The 20441-nt window shown below is 61.2% G+C and carries 24 protein-coding genes and 1 pseudogene; 16 read left to right on the forward strand and 9 right to left on the reverse strand.

The window, feature by feature from the left end:
* Positions 1-8 precede the first annotated feature (8 nt).
* On the forward strand, positions 9-2579 hold the full coding sequence (locus VUN82_24545) for a heavy metal translocating P-type ATPase (protein XAS72203.1): 2571 nt from the start codon (positions 9-11) through the stop codon (positions 2577-2579).
* A 79-nt stretch (positions 2580-2658) separates the two neighbouring features.
* On the opposite strand, the gene VUN82_24550 is transcribed toward VUN82_24545, so the two are convergent.
* The gene (locus VUN82_24550; GenBank protein XAS72204.1) at positions 2659-2931 is read right to left on the reverse strand and encodes a DUF2277 domain-containing protein; all 273 of its coding nucleotides are present in this window, start codon (positions 2929-2931) and stop codon (positions 2659-2661) included.
* Positions 2932-3089: 158 nt separating this feature from the next.
* Here VUN82_24550 and VUN82_24555 point away from each other — a divergent pair, with 158 nt between their 5' ends.
* On the forward strand, positions 3090-3353 hold the full coding sequence (locus VUN82_24555; protein XAS74785.1) for a WXG100 family type VII secretion target: 264 nt from the start codon (positions 3090-3092) through the stop codon (positions 3351-3353).
* A gap of 75 nt (positions 3354-3428) precedes the next feature.
* Here the strand turns inward: VUN82_24555 and VUN82_24560 are convergent, their stop codons facing one another.
* Positions 3429-4475, reverse strand: coding sequence for an EamA family transporter (locus VUN82_24560; protein XAS72205.1), 1047 nt, complete (start codon positions 4473-4475; stop codon positions 3429-3431).
* A gap of 71 nt (positions 4476-4546) precedes the next feature.
* Here VUN82_24560 and VUN82_24565 point away from each other — a divergent pair, with 71 nt between their 5' ends.
* The 3 genes from VUN82_24565 to VUN82_24575 all read left to right on the forward strand — a co-directional run bounded on the left by VUN82_24565 (position 4547) and on the right by VUN82_24575 (position 6191).
* Positions 4547-5095 (forward strand): CGNR zinc finger domain-containing protein, encoded by a 549-nt coding sequence (locus VUN82_24565; GenBank protein ID XAS72206.1) that lies wholly within the window; start codon positions 4547-4549, stop codon positions 5093-5095.
* Positions 5096-5290: 195 nt separating this feature from the next.
* Positions 5291-5758, forward strand: coding sequence for a hypothetical protein (locus tag VUN82_24570; protein XAS72207.1), 468 nt, complete (start codon positions 5291-5293; stop codon positions 5756-5758).
* 202 nt (positions 5759-5960) lie between these two features.
* Complete coding sequence (locus VUN82_24575; GenBank protein XAS72208.1) at positions 5961-6191, forward strand: hypothetical protein; 231 nt, start codon at positions 5961-5963, stop codon at positions 6189-6191.
* A 161-nt stretch (positions 6192-6352) separates the two neighbouring features.
* Here the strand turns inward: VUN82_24575 and VUN82_24580 are convergent, their stop codons facing one another.
* From VUN82_24580 to VUN82_24590, 3 genes are all read right to left on the reverse strand, one after another.
* Positions 6353-6706, reverse strand: coding sequence for a hypothetical protein (locus VUN82_24580; GenBank protein ID XAS72209.1), 354 nt, complete (start codon positions 6704-6706; stop codon positions 6353-6355).
* Positions 6707-6780: 74 nt separating this feature from the next.
* Entirely contained in the window at positions 6781-7353 is a 573-nt protein-coding gene (locus tag VUN82_24585) for a DUF308 domain-containing protein (GenBank protein ID XAS72210.1), read from the reverse strand.
* 9 nt (positions 7354-7362) lie between these two features.
* Entirely contained in the window at positions 7363-8703 is a 1341-nt protein-coding gene (locus VUN82_24590) for an MATE family efflux transporter (protein XAS72211.1), read from the reverse strand.
* Between the two features lie 43 nt (positions 8704-8746).
* Between VUN82_24590 and VUN82_24595 the strand changes: the two genes are divergently transcribed.
* Both VUN82_24595 and VUN82_24600 read left to right on the forward strand, forming a co-directional pair.
* Positions 8747-9331, forward strand: a complete 585-nt coding sequence (locus VUN82_24595) for an antibiotic biosynthesis monooxygenase (protein ID XAS72212.1) — start codon at positions 8747-8749, stop codon at positions 9329-9331.
* 40 nt (positions 9332-9371) lie between these two features.
* A complete protein-coding gene (locus VUN82_24600; GenBank protein ID XAS72213.1) occupies positions 9372-9806 on the forward strand; it encodes a DoxX family protein in 435 nt (144 codons plus the stop codon).
* Positions 9807-9925: 119 nt separating this feature from the next.
* Here the strand turns inward: VUN82_24600 and aztD are convergent, their stop codons facing one another.
* Complete coding sequence (gene aztD, locus VUN82_24605; protein ID XAS72214.1) at positions 9926-11239, reverse strand: zinc metallochaperone AztD; 1314 nt, start codon at positions 11237-11239, stop codon at positions 9926-9928.
* Positions 11240-11377: 138 nt separating this feature from the next.
* Here aztD and VUN82_24610 point away from each other — a divergent pair, with 138 nt between their 5' ends.
* The 5 genes and pseudogenes from VUN82_24610 to VUN82_24630 all read left to right on the forward strand — a co-directional run bounded on the left by VUN82_24610 (position 11378) and on the right by VUN82_24630 (position 14910).
* Positions 11378-11794, forward strand: coding sequence for a hypothetical protein (locus tag VUN82_24610; protein ID XAS72215.1), 417 nt, complete (start codon positions 11378-11380; stop codon positions 11792-11794).
* A 155-nt stretch (positions 11795-11949) separates the two neighbouring features.
* Positions 11950-12042 (forward strand): annotated as a pseudogene (locus VUN82_24615) (PEP-utilizing enzyme).
* Between the two features lie 94 nt (positions 12043-12136).
* On the forward strand, positions 12137-12709 hold the full coding sequence (locus VUN82_24620; protein ID XAS72216.1) for a hypothetical protein: 573 nt from the start codon (positions 12137-12139) through the stop codon (positions 12707-12709).
* 79 nt (positions 12710-12788) lie between these two features.
* Complete coding sequence (locus tag VUN82_24625; GenBank protein ID XAS72217.1) at positions 12789-13763, forward strand: hotdog domain-containing protein; 975 nt, start codon at positions 12789-12791, stop codon at positions 13761-13763.
* 316 nt (positions 13764-14079) lie between these two features.
* Positions 14080-14910 carry a hypothetical protein gene (locus tag VUN82_24630; protein XAS72218.1) on the forward strand — a complete coding sequence of 277 codons (831 nt, stop codon included), beginning with the start codon at positions 14080-14082 and terminating at the stop codon, positions 14908-14910.
* 46 nt (positions 14911-14956) lie between these two features.
* Here the strand turns inward: VUN82_24630 and VUN82_24635 are convergent, their stop codons facing one another.
* Positions 14957-15571: a helix-turn-helix domain-containing protein gene (locus VUN82_24635; GenBank protein ID XAS72219.1), complete on the reverse strand. Its 615-nt coding sequence runs from the start codon at positions 15569-15571 to the stop codon at positions 14957-14959.
* Positions 15572-15648: 77 nt separating this feature from the next.
* On the opposite strand from VUN82_24635, the gene VUN82_24640 reads away from it, so the two are divergent.
* A complete protein-coding gene (locus tag VUN82_24640) occupies positions 15649-16137 on the forward strand; it encodes a cupin domain-containing protein (GenBank protein ID XAS72220.1) in 489 nt (162 codons plus the stop codon).
* Between the two features lie 22 nt (positions 16138-16159).
* Here the strand turns inward: VUN82_24640 and dnaB are convergent, their stop codons facing one another.
* Entirely contained in the window at positions 16160-17545 is a 1386-nt protein-coding gene (gene dnaB / locus VUN82_24645; protein XAS72221.1) for a replicative DNA helicase, read from the reverse strand.
* Positions 17546-18176: 631 nt separating this feature from the next.
* Between dnaB and VUN82_24650 the strand changes: the two genes are divergently transcribed.
* The 3 genes from VUN82_24650 (at position 18177) to VUN82_24660 (ending at position 19807) form a co-directional block, all read left to right on the forward strand.
* A complete protein-coding gene (locus VUN82_24650; protein ID XAS74786.1) occupies positions 18177-18647 on the forward strand; it encodes a hypothetical protein in 471 nt (156 codons plus the stop codon).
* Positions 18648-18654: 7 nt separating this feature from the next.
* Positions 18655-19230, forward strand: a complete 576-nt coding sequence (locus tag VUN82_24655) for a hypothetical protein (protein ID XAS72222.1) — start codon at positions 18655-18657, stop codon at positions 19228-19230.
* 94 nt (positions 19231-19324) lie between these two features.
* On the forward strand, positions 19325-19807 hold the full coding sequence (locus tag VUN82_24660; protein XAS72223.1) for a MepB family protein: 483 nt from the start codon (positions 19325-19327) through the stop codon (positions 19805-19807).
* Here the strand turns inward: VUN82_24660 and VUN82_24665 are convergent.
* Entirely contained in the window at positions 19793-20416 is a 624-nt protein-coding gene (locus VUN82_24665; protein ID XAS74787.1) for an FMN reductase, read from the reverse strand. The genes VUN82_24660 and VUN82_24665 overlap by 15 nt on opposite strands.
* Positions 20417-20441: the final 25 nt, after the last annotated feature.

The raw sequence follows: 20441 nt of genomic DNA on the forward strand, positions 1-20441 counted from the left end.
GAGACCTCTTGAGTAACCAGGAGACCTTCAATCAGCCCGAAACCCGGGTCATCGAACTGGACATAGAGGGCATGACCTGCGCCTCGTGCGTCAATCGAGTTGAGCGGAAGCTCGGCAAGCTTGAAGGCGTTGAAGCCAGCGTCAACCTGCCCTTGGAATCAGCCCATGTGACCGTTCCGGCCACGGTAACGGACCAGCAAATCGTGGACACCGTCAACGCCACGGGCTACAAAGCCAAAGTCCGCCAACCCCCGGCCCCCCACACCCGCGAGCGCCACGCCGAGCACCACCACGTTGGACTCACCCCCACGGAGCTCACGAATGACCCCTCGGCCCACGAGGACCACCAAAATACGTCCACCCATCACGGCACGATGACACCGGAACAGACAACGCTGGGTGTGCCCGGTGGAAGCGGCCACGGTGGAAGCGGCCACGGTGGAAGCGTTCACGCCCACGGCGGAACCGCCGGAGGCGTGCGGCAGCATGCGTCTAAGCGAGGCACGAGCGAGCATGCAGAGCACGGCTCCGGCGGTTCCGCACCCGCCGACCACGAAAATCACGCAGAGCACGCAGAGCACGCAGACCACATGTCCCACGGCCCGGCCGCGTCAACACTCCGCCCACGTCTGATCACGGCAGCCATACTGACCGTGCCCGTCTTCGCCATTTCGATGGTGCCCGCCCTGCAGTTCACAAATTGGGGCTGGATTGTGGGTGCCCTGGCGCTGCCGGTAGTCAGCTGGGCTGCGTGGCCATTCCATAGGGCCGCCGCTATCAACGCCCGGCATTTCGCATCCACCATGGACACGCTCGTTTCGATCGGGGTGATCGCGGCTTACCTCTACTCCGCCTGGCAGTTGTTCGCGGATCCCCGGATGACTGAGCATCCCGGCATGGAAAGTATGTCCGGCGGTGGCCTGTATTTCGAGGTCGCCGCGGTTGTCACCACGTTCCTGCTTTTGGGCCGGTATTTGGAAGCAAATGCGAAGGCCAAGGCGGGCGACGCTTTGAAAGCCCTGCTAAATCTTGGCGCGAAGGATGCCACCATTTTGGTGGACGGCCGGGAGCAGAAAATACCTGCTGAAGAACTCCTGGTAGATGACGTCATGGTGGTCCGCCCTGGTGAGAAGATCGCGACGGATGGCGTAGTCATTGACGGCGCGTCCGCCGTCGACGCCTCTCTCGTTACCGGTGAATCTGTTCCGGTCGAGGTCGGTCCGGGCAGTCAGGTGACAGGCGCCACCATCAACACCTCTGGCCGTCTGTTGGTTCGGGCCACACGGGTTGGGTCCGACACCACCCTGGCGCAGATGGGCCGTTTGGTCAGCCAGGCGCAGACCGGAAAAGCGCCGATCGCACGTCTGGCGGACAGGATCAGCGCGGTGTTCGTGCCGATCGTGCTGGTGCTTGCGCTGGTGACGTTCCTGTTGTGGCTGTTCTTCTCCGGCGACCTCAATGCGGCGTTTACGGCTGCGGTTGCTGTCCTCGTGATCGCCTGCCCCTGCGCCTTGGGGCTTGCAACTCCTGTGGGCCTGCTGACAGGAACGGGCCGCGGCGCCCAGCTGGGCATCCTCATCAAGGGTCCACAAGTGCTTGAGGACACCCGCCACGTGGACACCATCCTGTTGGACAAGACCGGCACTGTGACCAGCGGAAAGCTTGCCGTGGACCATACAGTTGCCCTCAACGGCCACTCGCCGGCAGCAGTTCTGACCCTTGCCGGTGCGGTTGAGTCAGCATCGGAGCACCCTATCGCCCATGCGATTGCCGCAGCGGCCAAGGAAGCAATGCCCGACGCCGGTACCTTTCCGGGCGTGGATGACTTCAGTTCCGCTCCTGGCGGCGGAGTCCGGGGAACCGTGGCGTTGGACGGCACCGCAAAAACGATTGTCGTTGGGCGCTCAGGCTGGCTTGAGGAGAACGGCATTGCCCTCGATTCCAGCCAACGGGACGAACTCGCAGCCCAGGAGAACAGCGGTGCCACCGCAATTTGGGTTGCGGTGGACGGACAAGCTGCGGGCATCGTCAGCCTGAGCGATACCATCAAGCCCAGCTCGGCTGCTGCGATCCAGCGGCTGAAGGACCTGGGAATTCGTCCGATGCTACTGACGGGTGATAACGCCGCCGTGGCCGCCCAGGTAGCTGCCGCCGTCGGGATTTCTCGTGAGGACGTCTTCGCCGGTGTCTTGCCCGAAGGCAAAGTGGACGCGGTGCGGAAGCTTCAGGACTCCGGTGCAACTGTGGCTATGGCCGGCGACGGCGTGAACGACGCCGCAGCGTTGGCGCAGTCCGATCTTGGCATTGCGATGGGATCGGGCACGGATGTCGCGATCGAAGCCTCGGACCTTACGGTAATGGGCAGCGATCTGGGTCAGCTCGTCCAGGCCATTGAGCTCTCCCGCAAGACGCTCTCCACTATCAAGACGAATCTGTTCTGGGCCTTCTTCTACAACGCGATTGGTATCCCGGTGGCAGCTCTTGGGCTGCTGAATCCGATGATCGCCGGCGCAGCGATGGCAGCGAGCTCCGTGCTTGTTGTGGCGAACTCCCTGCGGCTGCGCTCGTTCGGGAAGTAGCGCCTACTACGTAGCAGCACATGACGTTCCGGGTTCCCGGAACGTCATGTGCTGCTTTCAGTTTTCAGGGTTGGGCCCGCTAAGCCGTCCCGAAGCGGACAGCAGCCCGGGCCTTTGCCTTGGCGGCTTCCTCGTCACGATTCTTCGCCGGGGCATGGCTCACCAACGAATCCAGCAAGTGCTGAGTGATGTGGGCGATCTCGTGGACGGCCTCAGCGAAAGCCTCCTCGTTGGCCCTGGACGGCTTGGTGGACCCGCTGATCTTGCGCACATATTGCAGCGCGGCGGCCTCCACTTCTGCCGACGTAGCGTGTGGTTCGAAGTTATGGAGAGTCCTGATATTCCGGCACATAACCCCATGCTAACTATGGGCAGCGCTGCATGGGGAGGGGTGCCCATCGACGCTCTTTGGAATCCCACGATAGGTTTTAGCTATTGGATCTTCCGGATGAGCCGGAGGCCGCTGGGGATGCCGAAGAGCTCGGGTCCGAACAAATGAAGGAGAATCTCATGGCTATTTGGGGTGCAGATGTTGATCAGCTTCGTCAGCTCGGTAACAAGCTGAAGGCCGGTGCCGAGAACATCGAGCAGCAGCGTTCACAGCTCAAGGGTGCCCTTGACGGCACCGACTGGAAGGGCCCGGACGCTGACAAGTTCCGCGGCGAGTGGGACAGCCAGCACGCTTCCAACCTGAAGAAGGTTGCCGACGCCCTTCGCGAAGCCGGTGACCGCGCTCAGAAGAACGCTGAGCAGCAGCAGCAGGCTTCCAACTAAGACAGTTGGGAAAACCCCGGACGCAAAGGCGTTCGGGGTTTTCGCTTTTCCAGGATCAAAACTTGCAGTCGCCCTTTAGTCCCGTGGGACCTTGGCGACAGGCCCCGAGGGGACAGGTTCGACGTCGTTCGCGTGATCCAGGACCCTGGCGCCGACGGCCTCTTCAGCGGTCCGGGCTGCCTTGCGGTCGCCGCGCAATTCGTCCACGCGGACCAGGACCACACCGCCCACAATCAGAAGTCCGCCCAGCAACTGGATGGAACCCGGCAGTTCGCCCAACAGCAGCCAGGCCCAGATCACGGCGAACAGCACCTCTGTCAGCGAAACGAATGACGCCACTTTGGACCCCAGGCTGCGCGCCGCCATGATCCCTGAAACGTAAGCGAGGACGGTCGCGAGAATAACAAGTCCCACAGCCGAAACCCACCAAGGTATTGTCCATGAGCCGAGGGTCGTATCAGCGGTACTGAATGTCATGGGGATCAATCCCAAGGCGCCCACCAGCCACATGACCAGCGCGCCCACCAGAAGCCCGCCCGAGGCGAGCACGAGTGGCGGAAGAGTGTCGTTTTCCTTGGCTGTGATGAAGAAATAGATCACAAGGCACACTGCGGCTGCCATGCCCCAGAGGACACCGATGAAGTCCACCTTCACAGCACCGGTCAGGTCCAGGACAAGGACCAGTCCGCCCAGCGAAAGCAGTGCGCCGGCAGCGGTGAGGGCCCGGGGACGGCGTCGGCTGGCGATCCAAAGCCACAGCACGATCATCACCGGAGCCAGGTATTCGAGCAGCAGTGCGACACCCACGGACAAGCGGGCCACCGCATTGAAGTAGAACAGCTGGCAGCCGGCGACTCCGATGAGCCCGAACAGCAGGATAGTCAGCCAGTTGTCCTTGAGCTGGTGCCAGCGGCCGCGGAGAACTACGACGCCGGGAATCGCCAGGATCAGCGCGGCACCGGTGAGTCGCACGGCAACAGCAGCGCCGGGTGACCAGCCGGTTTCCAGCATGGATTTAGCGAAGGAGCCGGAGGTGCCGAAAACTGCGGAAGAAAAGAGAGCGATGCCGAGTCCTGAGGCCAGGAAACCTTTTGCATCAGCCTTCGTCTTTGTAGCTGACACAGCAGCCTCCTGTCAGGAGTAAAGTGGGCTTATGGTCATGACAGTACTCCCGAAACATGTAAGGAGTCAAAGTGCATTTTGCGCCTGACACCGAGATTGCACTTCGCAGCGTCGTAAATCTCGTCAACACCGCAGCCAATGGCGAGGATTCCCTGACGTCCGTGGAGGACCTTGACGCGTTTCTGGCGGCCGAAGAATTTTCCGGTTCGAGGACTCATGACGAAGCGGAATTGCGCAGTATCAAGCGCCTCCGGAGCGAATTGGCATCACTGTGGTCCGCCGATGAGGACACCGCCGCAAAGACTGTGAACAAACTGCTGGTTGACGCCAAGGCACTCCCCCAACTCGTGAAGCACGATCACTGGGACTGGCATCTCCACGCCACAACCCCCGAAGCACCCTTGGCCGACCGCATGGGCACGGAAGCTGCCATGGCAATCATTGACGTGATCCGCAGCCAGGAAATGGACCGCATGCGCGTGTGCGCCGCCGACGACTGCGACGCCGTGGTCCTTGACCTCAGCCGGAACCGTTCCAAGCTCTATTGCGACACAGGTAACTGCGCCAACCGGGCCCACGTCGCGGCATATAGGGCAAGGAAAGCTGCTGAGGGCGAGTAAGAACCCTGCATAATGGCTGACATGGGGACATCGAGTGACGCTAACGAAGGCAGTATCAACGCCGGACCGCCGCGCTACCCGGTTACGGCTCAGACTCGATTTCAGGACGCGGACTGGCAGCACCAGATGACAGGGCCTTCCCCAAGGCGGCCAACGCTCGGCACCCTCCCCAAAGAGCGGTACGGGACAGGGGGCATGACAAATTTCGGTCAGTTGGGAATTGCGTTCTCCCTGTTGGCGCCGACTTGGGTCATGATCCAAATGTCCCTAACAGTCGATTATGACGGTTTGGCGGGGATCGTCGGTTTGCTATTGAGCGGCATGATAATTCCAGCATTCGCCATCATTGCCGTCATGGTGCTGGGCCTGCCTGTTCGTCTGGCTCCTCTCCTCAGTCGCTGGTGGACTGGGAACGGAGGCGCACATGTTTCAGTCGCTACTGTCGCGGTAGGGCTCATGGTCGCCGGCATCGTCAAAACCCAGCGACAGGTTGGCATCTTGGATGGAGTCGCCTATGACGTCGTTACGCCGGACCCCGGCTTGCTTTGCGGCGGGTGGTTCCTACTAGCGTTCCTCTTTGTCAACGCGGCACTGCCTCTTCGGTGGCGTCGCCGCACAACCCCGAATAATGCATATCCCAAGAAAGCTGCCGAAGGCGAGTAAGAACCCTGCATAATGGCTGACATGGGGGAACAACCAAACCAGGATCGGCGATTTCAGGCACACAGGCAACCTCATACCGCCTGGGTTCGGCCACCAGACTGGCCGGACATGGCCCACTATTGCAATGGGCCTCGCCGTGGCCCTGGGTCTTCCCCTACGCCTTAATCGTCGACTGAGCCTTTGGTGGGTGGGAAATTGGGCCGTGTATATCGTTCTCGCTGTGGCGGGCGCCCTGCTTCTGGTTTGGGGCTACAACAAGCCTGAGCGTCAGGTGGGTGAGATCGACGGATTCACTTACGACGTCGTCCTGCCGGACGCAGGCTTGCTCATGGGCGGATGCTTCCTCGTGACGTTCCTCGCCGTTAACGCCGGTTTCCCCCGCAGATCCCATCGCGTGCCACCTATGCCACGCAAATTCCGCGGCGCCCAATAAACGGACGAGTGCCACCCGGATCGAGGTGGCGCAGACGAATTTTCGTGGCGCGCACGCGTTCCGTGGCGGTCGCGGATATGCGCGTCAGCGGGCCGGGACGTTAAGGGGCACCCGCCCCACAAAAAAGCGCCTCCCCACCGAAGTGAGGAAGCGCTGGAAGGTCAGTGGCCGCCGTCGGGAGTTTCTGTCTCATCAGCAGCCGAACCGGGGGCTGCGGAGCCGCCGTGCCCTGGGCGCTTTGAACTGAGATTGACGCCCGAGCCCTTGCCCAGGTGCTCGGCGTTTTCCTTGTGGCTCATGGAAAGCATCGCAGCCACTACGAGGCTCACGATGAACGCGATACCGGCGCCCGTGAAGGCGAGGTCGAACCGGGGAGCGCGTGCGCTGCCGCCCGAGGCGAAGATCAGCACGGCAACAAATGCCAGTACTGCGAAGAACGCGGAGAACATGAGGGGTCCCTTGACCGAGGTCCGCATCTTGCGCGGCTCTCTTGGTGTCTGGTCTGCCACGGTCATTCCTCCAATGATGGCGGGCCTGTTCGGCTCCCCGCCGGTTGCAAAAGTTCTACAGCGAGTAGAACGTCCAGCTACTAGTTTACGGCCTCGGGGGAAGCGCCCGGCGCAGTGGCCTGGGTCCCCGACTGAGCGTCATGCCGGAGGGTGAGTCCGGAGAGCATCCACAACACTCCGGAAAGGATCGCGCCGCCACCAGCGACGCCCAAAAGGGCGTGCGCCCCGAGCGAAATGAAGAACGGCAACGCCACTGCAGTACCCACAGCGATAACGCCGGAAACAATCCAGTCACGGGTCAACGTGTCGCGATTTCGCAGGCTGTGGACCAGTTCAAAGACGCCAAGTACCAGTAGCGCTGCGGCGGCGGAAAGCGCGACGCCGGCGTCGGACTGAGTGACCAAAGCCGCCACACCGCCTGCAGCGACCACCACCGGAACGGCCGCCGGCAGAACGGGGGACATCCACAAAGCGCCTGCCGTCCCCAGCAGATAGAGGCCGATAGCCCACGCGAGGACCTGCACAGAAGGCGATCCCCAGAAGATCGTGACAAGGCCAAATACCAGTGCAACCGCAGCGCGGATCAGCACGGGTTTCCAGAGCTCGGCCACGGAGGCAGACGGTGTCTGGGCAGAATTCGCTGGGAGAGTCACGCGTCCAGTTTAGTGCGAACCCAGCACCATCCATTTATCAGTGCGCGCACGCAACCCCAACGTGACCCCGCGGGCCAGCATGTAGCCGAGCGCAAAGACGACCCACAACCACACCAGGCCCGCCGCGCCGTCGGGCCTGATGACATGGACGGCCGCCAGCAGTGGCACATAGACCGCAAGATTTACGACGCCGGCAATCGCCAGATAGCGCGCGTCGCCAGCACCGATGAGGACTCCGTCGAGGACAAACACGTAGCCCGCCAACGGCTGTCCGACGGCGAGGACCCAGAGGGCAAGGGTCAAAGCCTCCCGGACACCGGTATCAGAGGTGAAGAGGTAGCCGGCCCAAGGAGCAACCAACGCCAGCAGCAGCCCGGTGACCACCCCAAAACCGAGACCCCATCGGATCATGGTCCGCGTGAGTTCCCGGACGCGGCCAGCATTTCTCGCACCCAGCTCCTTCCCGATCAAGGCTTGCGCGGCGATGGCGAGGGCGTCCAGAGCGAAGGCCAGGAAGGAGAAAATGGTCATCGCCAACTGGTGCGCGGCGAGGTTCACCGCACCCTGGGCTGTGACCACTAGGACCGTGGCGAGGATGGCGAGGCGGAGGCTGAGCGTGCGCAGCATCAGCCACGAGCCAACCTTGGTCATGGCCCGGATGCCGTGCCAGTCGGGCTTGAAGGACACGTCGTGTTGCCGTGCATTCCGCCCGACCATCACCAAATACACTGCGGCCATGGCCCATTGCGCAATGCTGGTCCCGATCGCCGAACCGGTCACGGAGAGGTGCACGGCGTACACGAGAAACCAGTTCAGCCCGATGTTCAGCGCAAAACCTGCAGTTGCAACCACCAGAGGAGTCCGGGTGTCCTGAAGACCACGGAGCACGCCGGTGCCTGCGAATATCAGGAGCATCGCGGCGAGCCCGGGCATCGACCAGCGCAGATAATCGACCGCGAACCCACGCACATCGCCGGTGGCGCCCATCAGACCTACGAGAGGTTCGGCAGCGACGAAGCCGACCACAGCGAGCGAAATGCCCAGCACCAAAGCCAGCCACACGCCGTCGCGCCCTGCAGCCAAAGCTTTCGCCAACTTACCGTCACCGATCGCGCGGGCAACCGCCGGCGTCGTCGAATATGCCAGGAAGACCATAAGTCCCACTGCGGTGTGCATGATCGTGGATGCCAGGCCAACACCAGCGAGCTGATCGACGCCAAGGTGGCCAACGATGGCGGAGTCGGCCAGCAAGAACAGCGGCTCGGCTATGAGCGCACCGAACGCGGGCACTGCCAGATGCAGAATCTCGCGGGCATTCGAACGAGTGGTGATGGTTGTGGTTTGAGGCACTAAACAAGCCTAGTCTTCTCGGGGGGCGGGTAAATTTGGGGCCGTGTCACACAAGCATCCCGTTACAGTTTCCGTTGCCCGCACCATCCTTCCGGGGTACACCCGACAAGCAAACGCCTGGGCACACGCCGGCCAGGAATTGGCGCGTGAGTGGCCTGGGTATCTGGGGTTGGGATGGGTTCGGAGTGGCGCCAGATCAAACGAATGGCACATGCTCTACCGCTTCGCTGATGCTGAAACGCTGCACGGATGGGAGCAGTCCGAGGAGCGGCGCTGGTGGATTGATAGCGCCCGGGAAATGATGGAGACCACCCGCGTTGAACGGCGCACAGGAATCGAGGGCTGGTTTTCACAGGCCGGTGACGCCTCTGTGGTCGTCCCCGAAACCGTTGTGCCGCCTCGTTGGAAGCAAGCTATCAGCATCTTCCTGCCTTTCTTCCCACTCAGTCTGTTGGCTAATTTCCTGCTGCACCCCCTGACGCAGGGGTGGCCGCTGGTGTTCCAAGTGCTCCTGAATATCGTCATCCTGACGCCGTTGATGACGTACATCTTCCTGCCGATCACGACGCGCCTTCTGCAGCCATGGCTACAAGCAAGGCCACGTGGGAAAAGTCACGGAACTTCTTAATTGGTTGACTCTTCAACTTATCTGGGCAAAGGTTGAAGCTATGAACAAGTCCAGCCTGAGCACCACAGCCCTGACCGTCCTGCGCGTTATTGCAGGTTTTCTCTTCGCCGCGCACGGTTGGCAGAAGTTCAACGAATTCACCATCGCCGGAACGCAGGCCTCCTTCGCGCAGATGGGTGTCCCCGGCGCTTCCGCGGTAGCCCCGGTGATTGCAACCCTTGAACTCGTGGGAGGTATCGCGCTGATTATCGGGCTCCTGACCAGGGTCTTCGCAGCCCTCCTCGCCATTGACATGCTCGGCGCACTGTTCCTGGTTCACGCACCGGCTGGCGTCTTCGTCGCCAATGGTGGATACGAGCTAGTTCTGCTCTTCGCCGGCGCCGCCCTGGCCCTCGCTCTTGCTGGTGCCGGCAAGCTCTCCGCCGACAACGCACTCTTCGCCAGGCAGGGATCCAAGCTCCGCGTCCTCGCGTAAGCGCCCTGCTAACCCCAGACGTTCTCTCACATACCAGCCCATTGAGCCGGATGTTCTCTCCCTTTCGTCAGGAAAGCGATAGAACATCCGGCTTTAAGCCGCTGGAAGTGAGAGAGCGTTTAGCCTTCTACACCAGTCAGCTCATTCGGAACATGCTCCAGCTCAGCTGACTTCTTCACTTTGCCCGTCTTCAAGTCCACCGCGTGAATGGTGCTCGTCGCAGGTTCAGTGACGAACGCCGTCGAGCCTTGGACAAACAGCGTGGGACGCGGGTCCTGCCACGTGGTGGATTCTTCCCAAGCGGCGACAACCGGGATCGTCGAGGTCACAGAACCGGAAACCGGGTCGATAACGCGTAAGGAACCATCAGTTCCGAGCACCAGAGCTTCACCGGCAGGTCCGCGCCCCAGCGAGCGGAAGGAGTAGCTGGTTCCAATATCCACAAGCTGAAGGTTTGCGGTCTCAGTGTTGACCAGCGAAATACGGGTTGGGCGTTCCAGCTCAGCAGCCTTGTCCACCTTGTAATCCCCCAGAATCACGGGCGACTTCTCGCAACCCGCCTGATTACCCAGACGTCCATATGCATCGGGGCTGGCCACCTTGGTGATCACGCCATCCTTGTAAATCAGCATGCCGTTCTCACAACCGACCACCACAGCTTCTCCGGCAGCAACAGCCTCACCATGGACGCCAGGGCAGTCCTCATTGCGGACGATTTCCTGACGCTCTTGGCCCTTACCTGCGGTGAGGATAGCGATTCCGGAGCGGCTTTCCTCATTTCCGAGCGTCACCAGCAACTTGCCATCTTCAAGTTCGACTGCCACACCGTGATGCGCTTCTGGCGTTGTGTAGACGTCGGTTGCGGGCAGGGCACCATCCTCGATCGAAGCACCCAATGAGGACGACTTGAAGCTCTCAACCTTGCCTGATCCGTCATTGAAGAGGACTGTCTTACCGGCATGACGAACCACGTGACCGGACTTGTCCGCTTCCAACGCCAGCTCGGTCAGCTTGGGCTCAGCGACGTAGTGATGACTATGGTCACCGTGCGGCTCGGTCCAGGCACCTGCGTCGAACAGGCGGAACGAGTCTCCCGTGGAAACAAACACGTGGCGTCCGTCTCCAGCTGGATTCAGTCGGTTGAAACCGGACAATTCCGCTCCTCCCACAGGCTTGAGGGTGGTGGCGTCCAGGACTCCAATACCGGCATCGTGCGTGTAAACCAGACGCGAAATGGGCCCGCCGGCCTCTTTCGGGCTGGACTTCTCACTGCTGGAAGCGGCGGGCTCTGCACCATTGCCCGCTGACCCTCCAGGGGCTCCGCACGAGGTCAGCAGAAGGGCGGAAAGCCCGACGGCGGCAAGCGGCTTTGCGGGGAATCGGCGTTTCGGGGTGGCTGGGACAGGGGAAATAAGGATGGGATGATGAGGCATGCGTTAAATGATATTGATTCTCATTTGTGTATCAAGTACAACGCTGGCTGTGTCACTTAGAAGGGCAGCATCAACAGTATGTTGACAACATAATGTTGATATTCCATGCTTGGGGTCGAAGAAGCGAAGGAGCAGCACATGGAAAACGTCGGAGGCTCCCAGGACGCTGACGAAGCGGAGCGGGAAACCAGCGCCGTCCGTTTACTCATGGACAGGGGTGGGTCAAACCTCAGTCGCCGGCCCTGGCTTGCTCCTAGCCAACCTCCCGCCGCTATGGACCTGATCCAGCACGTACTCTGGCGGTCTCGGGGTTCCGACCAGGGCGCAGACGCGAATCTCGCCCCCGTCGAGGCCTCGGATCTACGTGGCGCCCTCGCGCTGGTGGCCGCCGCTCGTGGTGAGATGGACGCCGTCGAAACCGCGCTTCTGTTTCTTGCGCGGGCAGAAGGCCTCACGTGGCCGCAGATTGCAGAGAGCCTCGGGCTCCGCTCCGCCCAGGCCGCACAACAACGACTGGATCGGCTTTCGGATCGACCGAACCCTGGTGTGCGGTGACGATGGCTCTGACACTGAGCGGAACCGCCGCGAGCGCAGGGACCGCCTCCGGGACAGCGCGAAGCATCAACGGGCCTGATTGCTTCGGTCGGTTTCGACTTGGCGATGTCTTGGTGGGCCGCACCACGGACCCCGCGTGGACGCCACTTTTCGGAATGGCTGCGGCAGTTGTCACTGAGAATGGCGGAATGTTGTCCCACGCCGCGATCGTTGCCCGTGAGTTCGGAATACCGGCCGTAGTAGGTGTCCGGGACGCTATGACGTTGCTCGCGGACGGAAGCTTTCTGATGATCAACGGATCCTTGGGCACAGTTGCCTGTGCTGCCGTTGCGGAATCACCTAATGACTGGCGACTTGTTGTTTACACTTCACGCCGTGCGGCTCCTCGGGTTCGCCGAAACCCAAGCGGTCGCGGATCGATTCAACCGGGATCACAGCTTGGTCGAATCCGAACTCATCGACGCCGGCGTGCTCGGGTTCGTTTCCCATACTTCCTTTGCTGGTAGCAGTGGGTGGTCCCTGTCCAGTGCCGGGCGTGTAGAGAATGAACGCCTCCTCGCAGCTGAGCTGGAGCGTGAAGACGCCCGCCCAGCGGTGATCGGGGTGCACGGCGAGTTCGTGAACCTCAATGTGACCGTCGTCAGTGCCTGCAGCGCCGTCCAACTGCAGCAAGTGACGGGCACGGCCGCCTCCGGGATTTTGGAGGAGGCGCTGGCTTCGTGGAGTCTGTTGGAAGAACGCCTGACGGGATCATTGCCACGATTCGGGGGCTACTCCCGGCGGCTGATGGACGCGCTCGAGCACGCCCGGAGGGACATTGCCTGGTTCACTGCAACCGACTGCGATTCCTTCCACCGGGCATGGTTCGAGCTGCATGAGGATCTCATCGCAACCCTGGGAATCCAGCGCGGGTAGGCAGCGGTCGTCCGGTCACTTGGACAGCGGGTCCAGACTTACTCACGTAACAGAAACATGCCGACAGTAAACTTCCAGCATGAGTGAGACAGCCGACAATTCAGTGACCCTCCGCTTCCTTGCGGCTCCGATGGACATTGGACACAGCGGCTCGGTCGACGCTGGCACAGTCCTTGAGTGGGTGGACAAGGCCGCGTACGCCGCAGCGGTGGGCTGGGCTAAGTCGTATTGTGTCACCGCCTACGTGGGCAACATTCACTTCACCGATCCGGTGAACAGCGGCGACATGGTGGAGGTAACTTCCACCATCGTGTATACGGGTCGCTCCTCCATGCACATCCACACGGTGGTCAGTTCCCGTGACCCCAAGGGCGGACCGGAGACGATGCACAGCCAGTGCATGGTGATTTTCGTGGCGGTCGGACCTGACGGCAAGCCGATTCCCGTGCCGCAATTCGAGCCCGCCACCCCGGAAGAAATCGAGCAAAGGGATCATGCGCTTGCGCGCATTGAAGTTCGTGAACAGATCGTCAATGCGATGAACGCCCAGGAATATACCGACGCCGGGACCGCCGAGCGCGTCGTCCTGCGGTTTATGGCGGCCCCAACTGATGTGAACTGGGGCGGCAAGGTCCACGGCGGCATCGTCATGAAATGGATCGACGAAGCCGCGTACGTTTGCGCCTCGCGATACTGCGGCAAGGACACCGTGGCAGTGTTCTCAGGCGGCGTGCGCTTCTACCGGCCGTTGTTGATCGGCCACGTGGTGGAAGTAGAAGCTCGTCTCGTTTACACGGGCGCAAAGGGGATGCACATCGCTGTCCACGTCCGCTCCGGTGATCCGAAAACCCGCGAGATGAACTTAACAACGTACTGCCTCACCGTGATGGTGGCCCGGGACGAAACGGGAACGGCGGTGCCCATTCCTGAGTGGGTTCCTGTGTCCGAAGAGGACAGGAAGTTGCATGCCCACGCCCGCGAGTTGTTGGAAATCCGAGGCCGGGCTCCGGGGAATCGGCTGCCGGATCATTTGCTCAAGGCGACCGGCAACTAGCTGAAACTCCATCACCTCAGGCCCGAACACCAGTAAAATTAAGCCTAGAGGTGCGTGGAAATGTCTCTGGCTTTTGCTGTTGTCTTAGTCCTGTTGGGCTTGGCTTCCCTTGCCGCCGCGATAGGCGCGGTGGTGCTGATTATTCGCGACGGCCGAGGGCAAATTCCGCTGGTACCGTCGGTTCGGCCGTGGGTGGCAGGAACCCTCCCAAGTCGCCCATACTCCACGCTCCGTCGCATTTAGCGTAGCGGCGCCCGCAGCCAATGGCGGAAAAGGCTGCCTTCAGGTGGAAGACAGCCGGGCGCTAAACTGGATCATGACCGGTGCCCGTGCCCGTCTTCCGGCTTGGTTCTTCGCCCTGGCCGTTCTCCTTTCAGGCTGTTCGTCCGCGACCGGCGTAGACGAGGCCGCTCCGAATCAACAGACATCATCTTCCACGGCCCAGCCAGTGGCCGGCGGTGTCGCCGGTCCAGCTCAGGGGCCCACTCAGACAACAGCCCCTCCTCCGATTCAGACACCGGCTCCAGTCCCAACGCCTGTAGCGGTGCCTCAGGCGTACTCCCTGAACCTGTACCAAGAAGGCGACTTCGTACCGCAGTACACCTTTGATTGGTGTGTCGCAGCGAGCATCCAGATCGCGCATAACCTCGTCGACGATACCGGAGGCGGCACGTGGGCGGGCCGCGCCCAGCAGTCCGAGCTGTGGGAAATGGCGCGAATGCGCTCGTCCGACTCCTTCAACGGCGCGAACCCCTTTGGCTGGGCAGCGGTGCTGACAGCCGTCGGGATGGGGCCCTACGAAGTCGTCAGCATCGGTAATTATGGGGAAGCAATTCGAACTGCAGCACGGGCCATGGCCACTACAGGCCGTCCGGTCGGCCTGGTCATGTGGAGTGGCCGTCACGCCTGGGTGATGAGCGGATTCGAGTCACTCGGGGATCCCTCCCAGTTCCCGGACTTCTCCGTCACGGGAATTCGCGTGCAGGATCCGCTCTATCCCTACGGCAGTGGGCAGTGGGGGCCTTCCCCTGCGCCCAACAGCCTGCTGACCCCTGAACAGCTGGCGACGCAGTTCGTGGTCCGGGAGCCGCGACGCTGGAGCAGCGCGCTCCCCACTGGGTACCTGCTGGTGCTTCCCCGGCCTTGAACAGCCGAAGCCCTGATGAAAACACCCCACTAAATCAAGTGCAGGTCTATACGCGGACCGGGAGCCCGCCGGAGAGCGCATGGGACAACAGGGCCCCTGCCGTCCACCTCATTGAGGCGACGGCTTCCACACGACTAAGCCCGCCGACGTCGATTAGCCAGACGAGGGACTCAATGCCGATGGCGCTGCGTATCGCCAAGACCAATTGATGGATGTCCCGGTCCGTCATTGTCCTTTGCAGTGGGGCAAGCGCTTCGGTGATCCAGCCAATTGCCCTGCCCTGCCGGAGGGGAAGGCTGTTGCCTTCTCCGTTTGACTGCTCAAGCGAAAGCCGCAACATGGTGCGTTGCTGGGCTTCGGTTTCAACAATAATCCGAAGGAACTCCACTACCACTGCGTCCAATCGCTCCGCGACACCCTCGGGAGGAGAGGCCGGAAGCAGTGATGTTCGTGCAGTTTCAGGATGGGCGGCAGCCAGAAGCTCCCGCTGTCCGGAGAAATACCTGTAGGCGGTGCTTCGTGGGATGCCCGCCGCTTGAGCGGCCTCATCCACAGTGGGAGAAACGCCGGACGCGATCAGGGTACGGGCTGCCGCGAGGAGCGCCTCCAGGGTGCGACGCTTTTGACCGGTCCGCCCAACGTCAACGTAGGCTCTTGACATACCCCTCATGGTACATGAGTCTTGTCATGAGACATACGTCTCATAAAGTCTTCCTACAACGCATTGAGGCGAGCACCATGGAGACGAAGAAGGCAGCATCGGCAATCATCCGACAGCCCGGAGAAGGGGCCAAGCGCTGGTTCTTCGGTGGCGGCATCCATACTTGGAAAGCGACGGCTGACGAGACAGCAGGGGCGTTCCTCCTCTTTGAAGACGAAATGTCCCTCAATAAGGTGACGCCGATGCATACGCATCCGGAGTCTGACGAGACCATGTACATCTTGGCCGGAGAGATCCTGATGAACATGGACGGTGAGGAGCATCGCGTCGCCGCCGGCGGAGTGACCATTGCGCCCCGCGGCGTGCCACACGCGTTCAAAGTTCTTCAGGACGGAACCCGCGTTTTATGCCTCCACACACCCGGCAGCTCGCAGGCGTTTTACGACGGCGCCAGCGAACCTCTTCGCACGGAAGACGAGGCTCAGGCGGTGGACTTCGACCGGATTCGAGAATCCGGTCGGGTAAATGGCGGCATCGAAATCGTTGGCCCTCCCCCGTTCGCGTAGGCCGGGCCCTGAGCCTGAAGGGTTAGAACCCGCCCCCACCACCAGAATCGCCGGCCATGTTCGCGAAGCGCGAGTAGTGGCCCTGGAACGCGACAACAATGTCTTTGGTGGGACCGTTACGGTGCTTGGCGATGAGGATGTCGGCCTCGCCGGCTCTCGGCGATTCTTTGTCATACACGTCTTCACGGTGGAGCAGGATGACCATGTCGGCGTCCTGCTCGATGGAACCTGATTCACGAAGGTCAGACACCATGGGGCGCTTGTCCTGGCGCTGCTCGGAACCACGGTTCAGCTGTGACAGCGCAATGACGGGAACCTGAAGTTCCTTGGCTAGCAGCTTGAGGGCACGCGAGAACTCGGAAACTTCCTGCTGGCGCGACTCAACCTTTTTACCGGAGCTCATCAGCTGGAGGTAGTCCAGGATCACGAGCTTGAGGTCATGCTGCTGCTTCAGCCGGCGGCACTTTGCCCTGATTTCCATGAGTGACATGTTGGGGCTGTCATCGATGAAAAGCGGGGCGTCGTTCATGCGACCCATGGTGGTGGCGATCTTGGACCATTGCTCGTCCTTGATGGTGCCCTTGCGAAGGTCCTGCAGCCCGATGGTTGCCTCTGCCGAGAGCAAACGCATGGCGATCTCGTTCCGACCCATTTCGAGGGAGAACATGACCGTAGCCAGGTTGTGCTTGATGGCTGCCGATCGGGCGAAGTCCAACGCGAAGGTGGACTTACCAACCGCAGGACGGGCCGCGATAACAATCATCTGGCCAGGGTGGAGGCCGTGGGTCAGTTCGTCGAGTTCGTAGAAACCGGTGGGAACGCCCACCATGCCTTCGCCGCGATGCCCGGAAGCTTCGATCTCATCCACGGTGGACTCCATGACGTCCTTCAACGCCACGTAGTCTTCGGCAGTGCGCTTTTCTGCAACCGCATAGACTTCGGCCTGTGCCTGGTTGACGAGGTCTTCCACCTCGCCGTCCTGGCCATAGCCCATCTGGACAATCTTGGTGCCTGCGTTCACGAGGCGGCGCAACACTGCGCGCTCTGCCACGATCTCGGCGTAGTAGCCGGCGTTGGCTGCCGTAGGCACAGTTTGGATGAGCTCGTGCAGGTAGGCAGGTCCGCCGATCCTGTTGATCTCACCTCGCTTGGTCAGTTCATCGGAAACCGTTACAGCGTCGGCAGGTTCGCCGCGGCCATAGAGATCAATGATGGACTCGTAAATCGTCTCGTGAGCCGGACGGTAGAAGTCATGACCACGGACGATTTCCACAACATCGGCAATGGCATCCTTGGACAACATCATGCCGCCCAAGACTGACTGCTCAGCGGGGATATCTTGCGGAGGTTTCCGGCTCGAGTCCGAAGCGCGTGTGCCCTCGATTGAGTCCAAGTGCGTAACTGACAAAGCCGTCCTCCATTTGTGTACCGCTGCAGAGAGTTAATCCCTCAGTGGTGCGTAAAGCGCAGGTGAACCTGGGATGGATTGCCCGAGCCTCCGGACCAGCCGAGTGCTCCTGTTATATCCATGGGGGTCCGACAATTTTCGGCTTTCCCCAATTTCCACAACTTATCCACAGAAGTCTCCCCAAGCATGTTTGCGCGCGGCTGCTTGAAGGTCACTGAGAGGGCAAATTCCATACTGAAACAGGTACCCGAGCCACGTTAGCGGTGTGCAGTCCGGGCGCAAAGTCCGCCGTCAAGTGCACATGTGGATAACCTGTGGAATACCGCCCCCACGTTGTGCACAGTCTGTGCGTTACCCTGTGGATAGAGAAATTCTTTTTGCAGTAACTAGGTTCTGACCTGCGGAAACATTCATCACAGGCTGTGGAGCAAAGAAAGTTTTGGTGGAAAACCATCCACAGACCCAGCTGATCTGGTTGGTCATCAGGGCCTCAAATCCATGCTAAACATGCCGCAAATGTGATGCATCTTACAAAGCGGGCCTTAATTTGACACTGCCCTCTCAGAAGTCTATGCCGAGACTGGAATGTGCTGTGGATAACCAAGTTCTGGCATAAGCTCTAAGCATGGGGATGAACTTTGGTGACGTGCTGATGATTGCCCTTCCGCTAATTGTCCTCGTGGGCCTGCTGTGGGCGCTTTCAGCGGCCTTCAAACCGCGCGATACAGGCCTTTCTGATGCCGAGCGCTATCAACACGAACTTGCGGCCCGTTCCGCAGCGCACCAAGCCTCGCAAGTTCAGGCTGCGCTTGCTGCCAGGGCCAAGATCGAGGCTTCCACCAAACCAAGCCAGAACGAGGCCCAGCACACCCAGCAGACAGAGCAAAGCCGGGCCGCTCATCAGGCCCAAGCCGCCAGGACGGCGGGCGCCCAGACGGGGCATCAGCCTGCGGTGCTTCCCAATGGGCAGCTCAATCCGCAGCTCGCCTTTGAGTTGCAGAACCTGGTTCGCGGCGGGCGCAAGATAGAAGCCATCAAGGTCTTCCGCCAGGCCACACATTCAGACTTACTCACTGCTAAGAACTACGTAGATCGGCTCTGACAACGCCATGGATTCCTTGTTTGTCCCGCTCGTGATTTTGATCGCGGTCATTGCGGGCGTATTGCTGCTGATGCGTTCCTTTAGCAAGCGTTCGGCCGAGACAAAGGCTGGTGTAGCTGCAGCCAACTCCCCCAAGGATCCGGTTCAGCTGGCCAAAGAATCCGCGGCGAAGCTGAATGAGGAACAGCACAGGCGGCTCTATTCGCTCATTGCCCAGGGTCAGGGCATGGCAGCGATCAAACTGTATCTGCAGGCCACTGGTGAGGGGCTACGGGCGTCGCGCGACGCCGTCGGCGCTCTGGCCGCCCACCCACAGCCCTTCACGCCAGAGGCGCAGCCCAAGGATCTGTTGTCGGACGACGACGACGAGCCCGAGCGTTTCCCCTACCGGTACCGGGCCATCGTCAGCAAAGGCGATGTGACCCGCGAGGTGAGCAGCAACATGCTCAACGACGAGATCTACGGACGAATCCGGACTTTGGCAAAAAGCGGTGATGTGGAGGGCGCAGCTCTGGCCCTGACACGCCACTCGGACATCACCATCAAACAGGCCCGTGAGTTCATCGAACTCCTGGACGACTAAGCGCGACTAAAAGTCGAACAGGTCCCCCAGGAATCCTTCCTTCTGAGCGACGCCTGACATTCGAAGAGTTGGAACGCCCGTGCATACTGAACGCATGATTCATCCGGACCTGGTCGAAGCACAGCGGCTCATCAAACGGCTTGGGAGGGAGTGCCCCCAACCCACTCCGGAGGCCGACAACGTAGAGTACGGAGCCGCTATCGCCATCAGTGGCAGGGCGTCGATTCGTTTCCGGGTCGGCAAGCTCACGCCGACGAAGGTGGGTCTGTTCGTGGCTGTGTGGCGGCGATCGGCCGACGGAGGCACGGAACCTTTCCCCGCGGACCACGCTTCCGCCGACGACGCGGACACCCTGGTGATCTCAGTAAGGGAAGGGGCGAAGTCCGGTCACTTCGTGTTTCCACTGTCAGCCCTGATCAGCCACGGCATAGTTTCCGTCGGCGGCTCCGGTGGGAAGCGTGGTTTCCGCGTTTATCCCCCGTGGTCCCTTACGTCGAGTCGCCAGGCGCGAAAGACACAGGAGTGGCAATGCGCCTACTTCCACGACTCCAATGACATTGGATTACCTGCCAGCTGAAATACCGGCCAGCAGCTGTTCGAATGGCAGTGACTCCAAGGTTGGGGCCTTGCGCCCAGGCTGGGGGCCGCTGAGCAGTTGCACGAGTTCACCGGCAGCCCGGTCTACGCGGGCCGACAGGGGCGAGCCGCCGTCGTCGTTTCCCCAGTCCTGGGGCCCGGCGAAGACGCCGGTGGACGCAACCCGGGTCCGCAGGTAGCTGAACAGCGGACGCATGGCGTAGTCCAGGACCATCTGGTGGCGGTCGGTACCGCCGGTGGCGCCAAGCAGTACGGCCTTGCCGTCGAGGGACTTGGGGTCCAGGACGTCGATGAAGGACTTAAAGAGGCCGCTGTAGGACGCGCTGAAAACGGGGCTTACGGCGATGATGCCATCGGAATCCTCGACGCCGGCAATCACCTCTGCGAGGCGCGGAGCGGCGTACCCGGTGACGAAGTTGTTGGCGATGTCCACGGCCAAATCTCGAAGTTCGACGACGTCGATCCTCGCCTCGTAGCCTGCCGCCCGCAGCTGCCGCTCAGTGGAGGCCGCCAGCTGGTCGGCCAGTAGACGACTCGACGACGGGACGCCGAGTCCGGCGGAAAGGACTGTGATGCGGCGGGTTTCCATGGCATTCTCCTGTTGCTCGTTCATT

The sequence above is a fragment of the Micrococcaceae bacterium Sec5.1 genome (assembly GCA_039636795.1).
GTDB lineage: Bacteria > Actinomycetota > Actinomycetes > Actinomycetales > Micrococcaceae > Arthrobacter.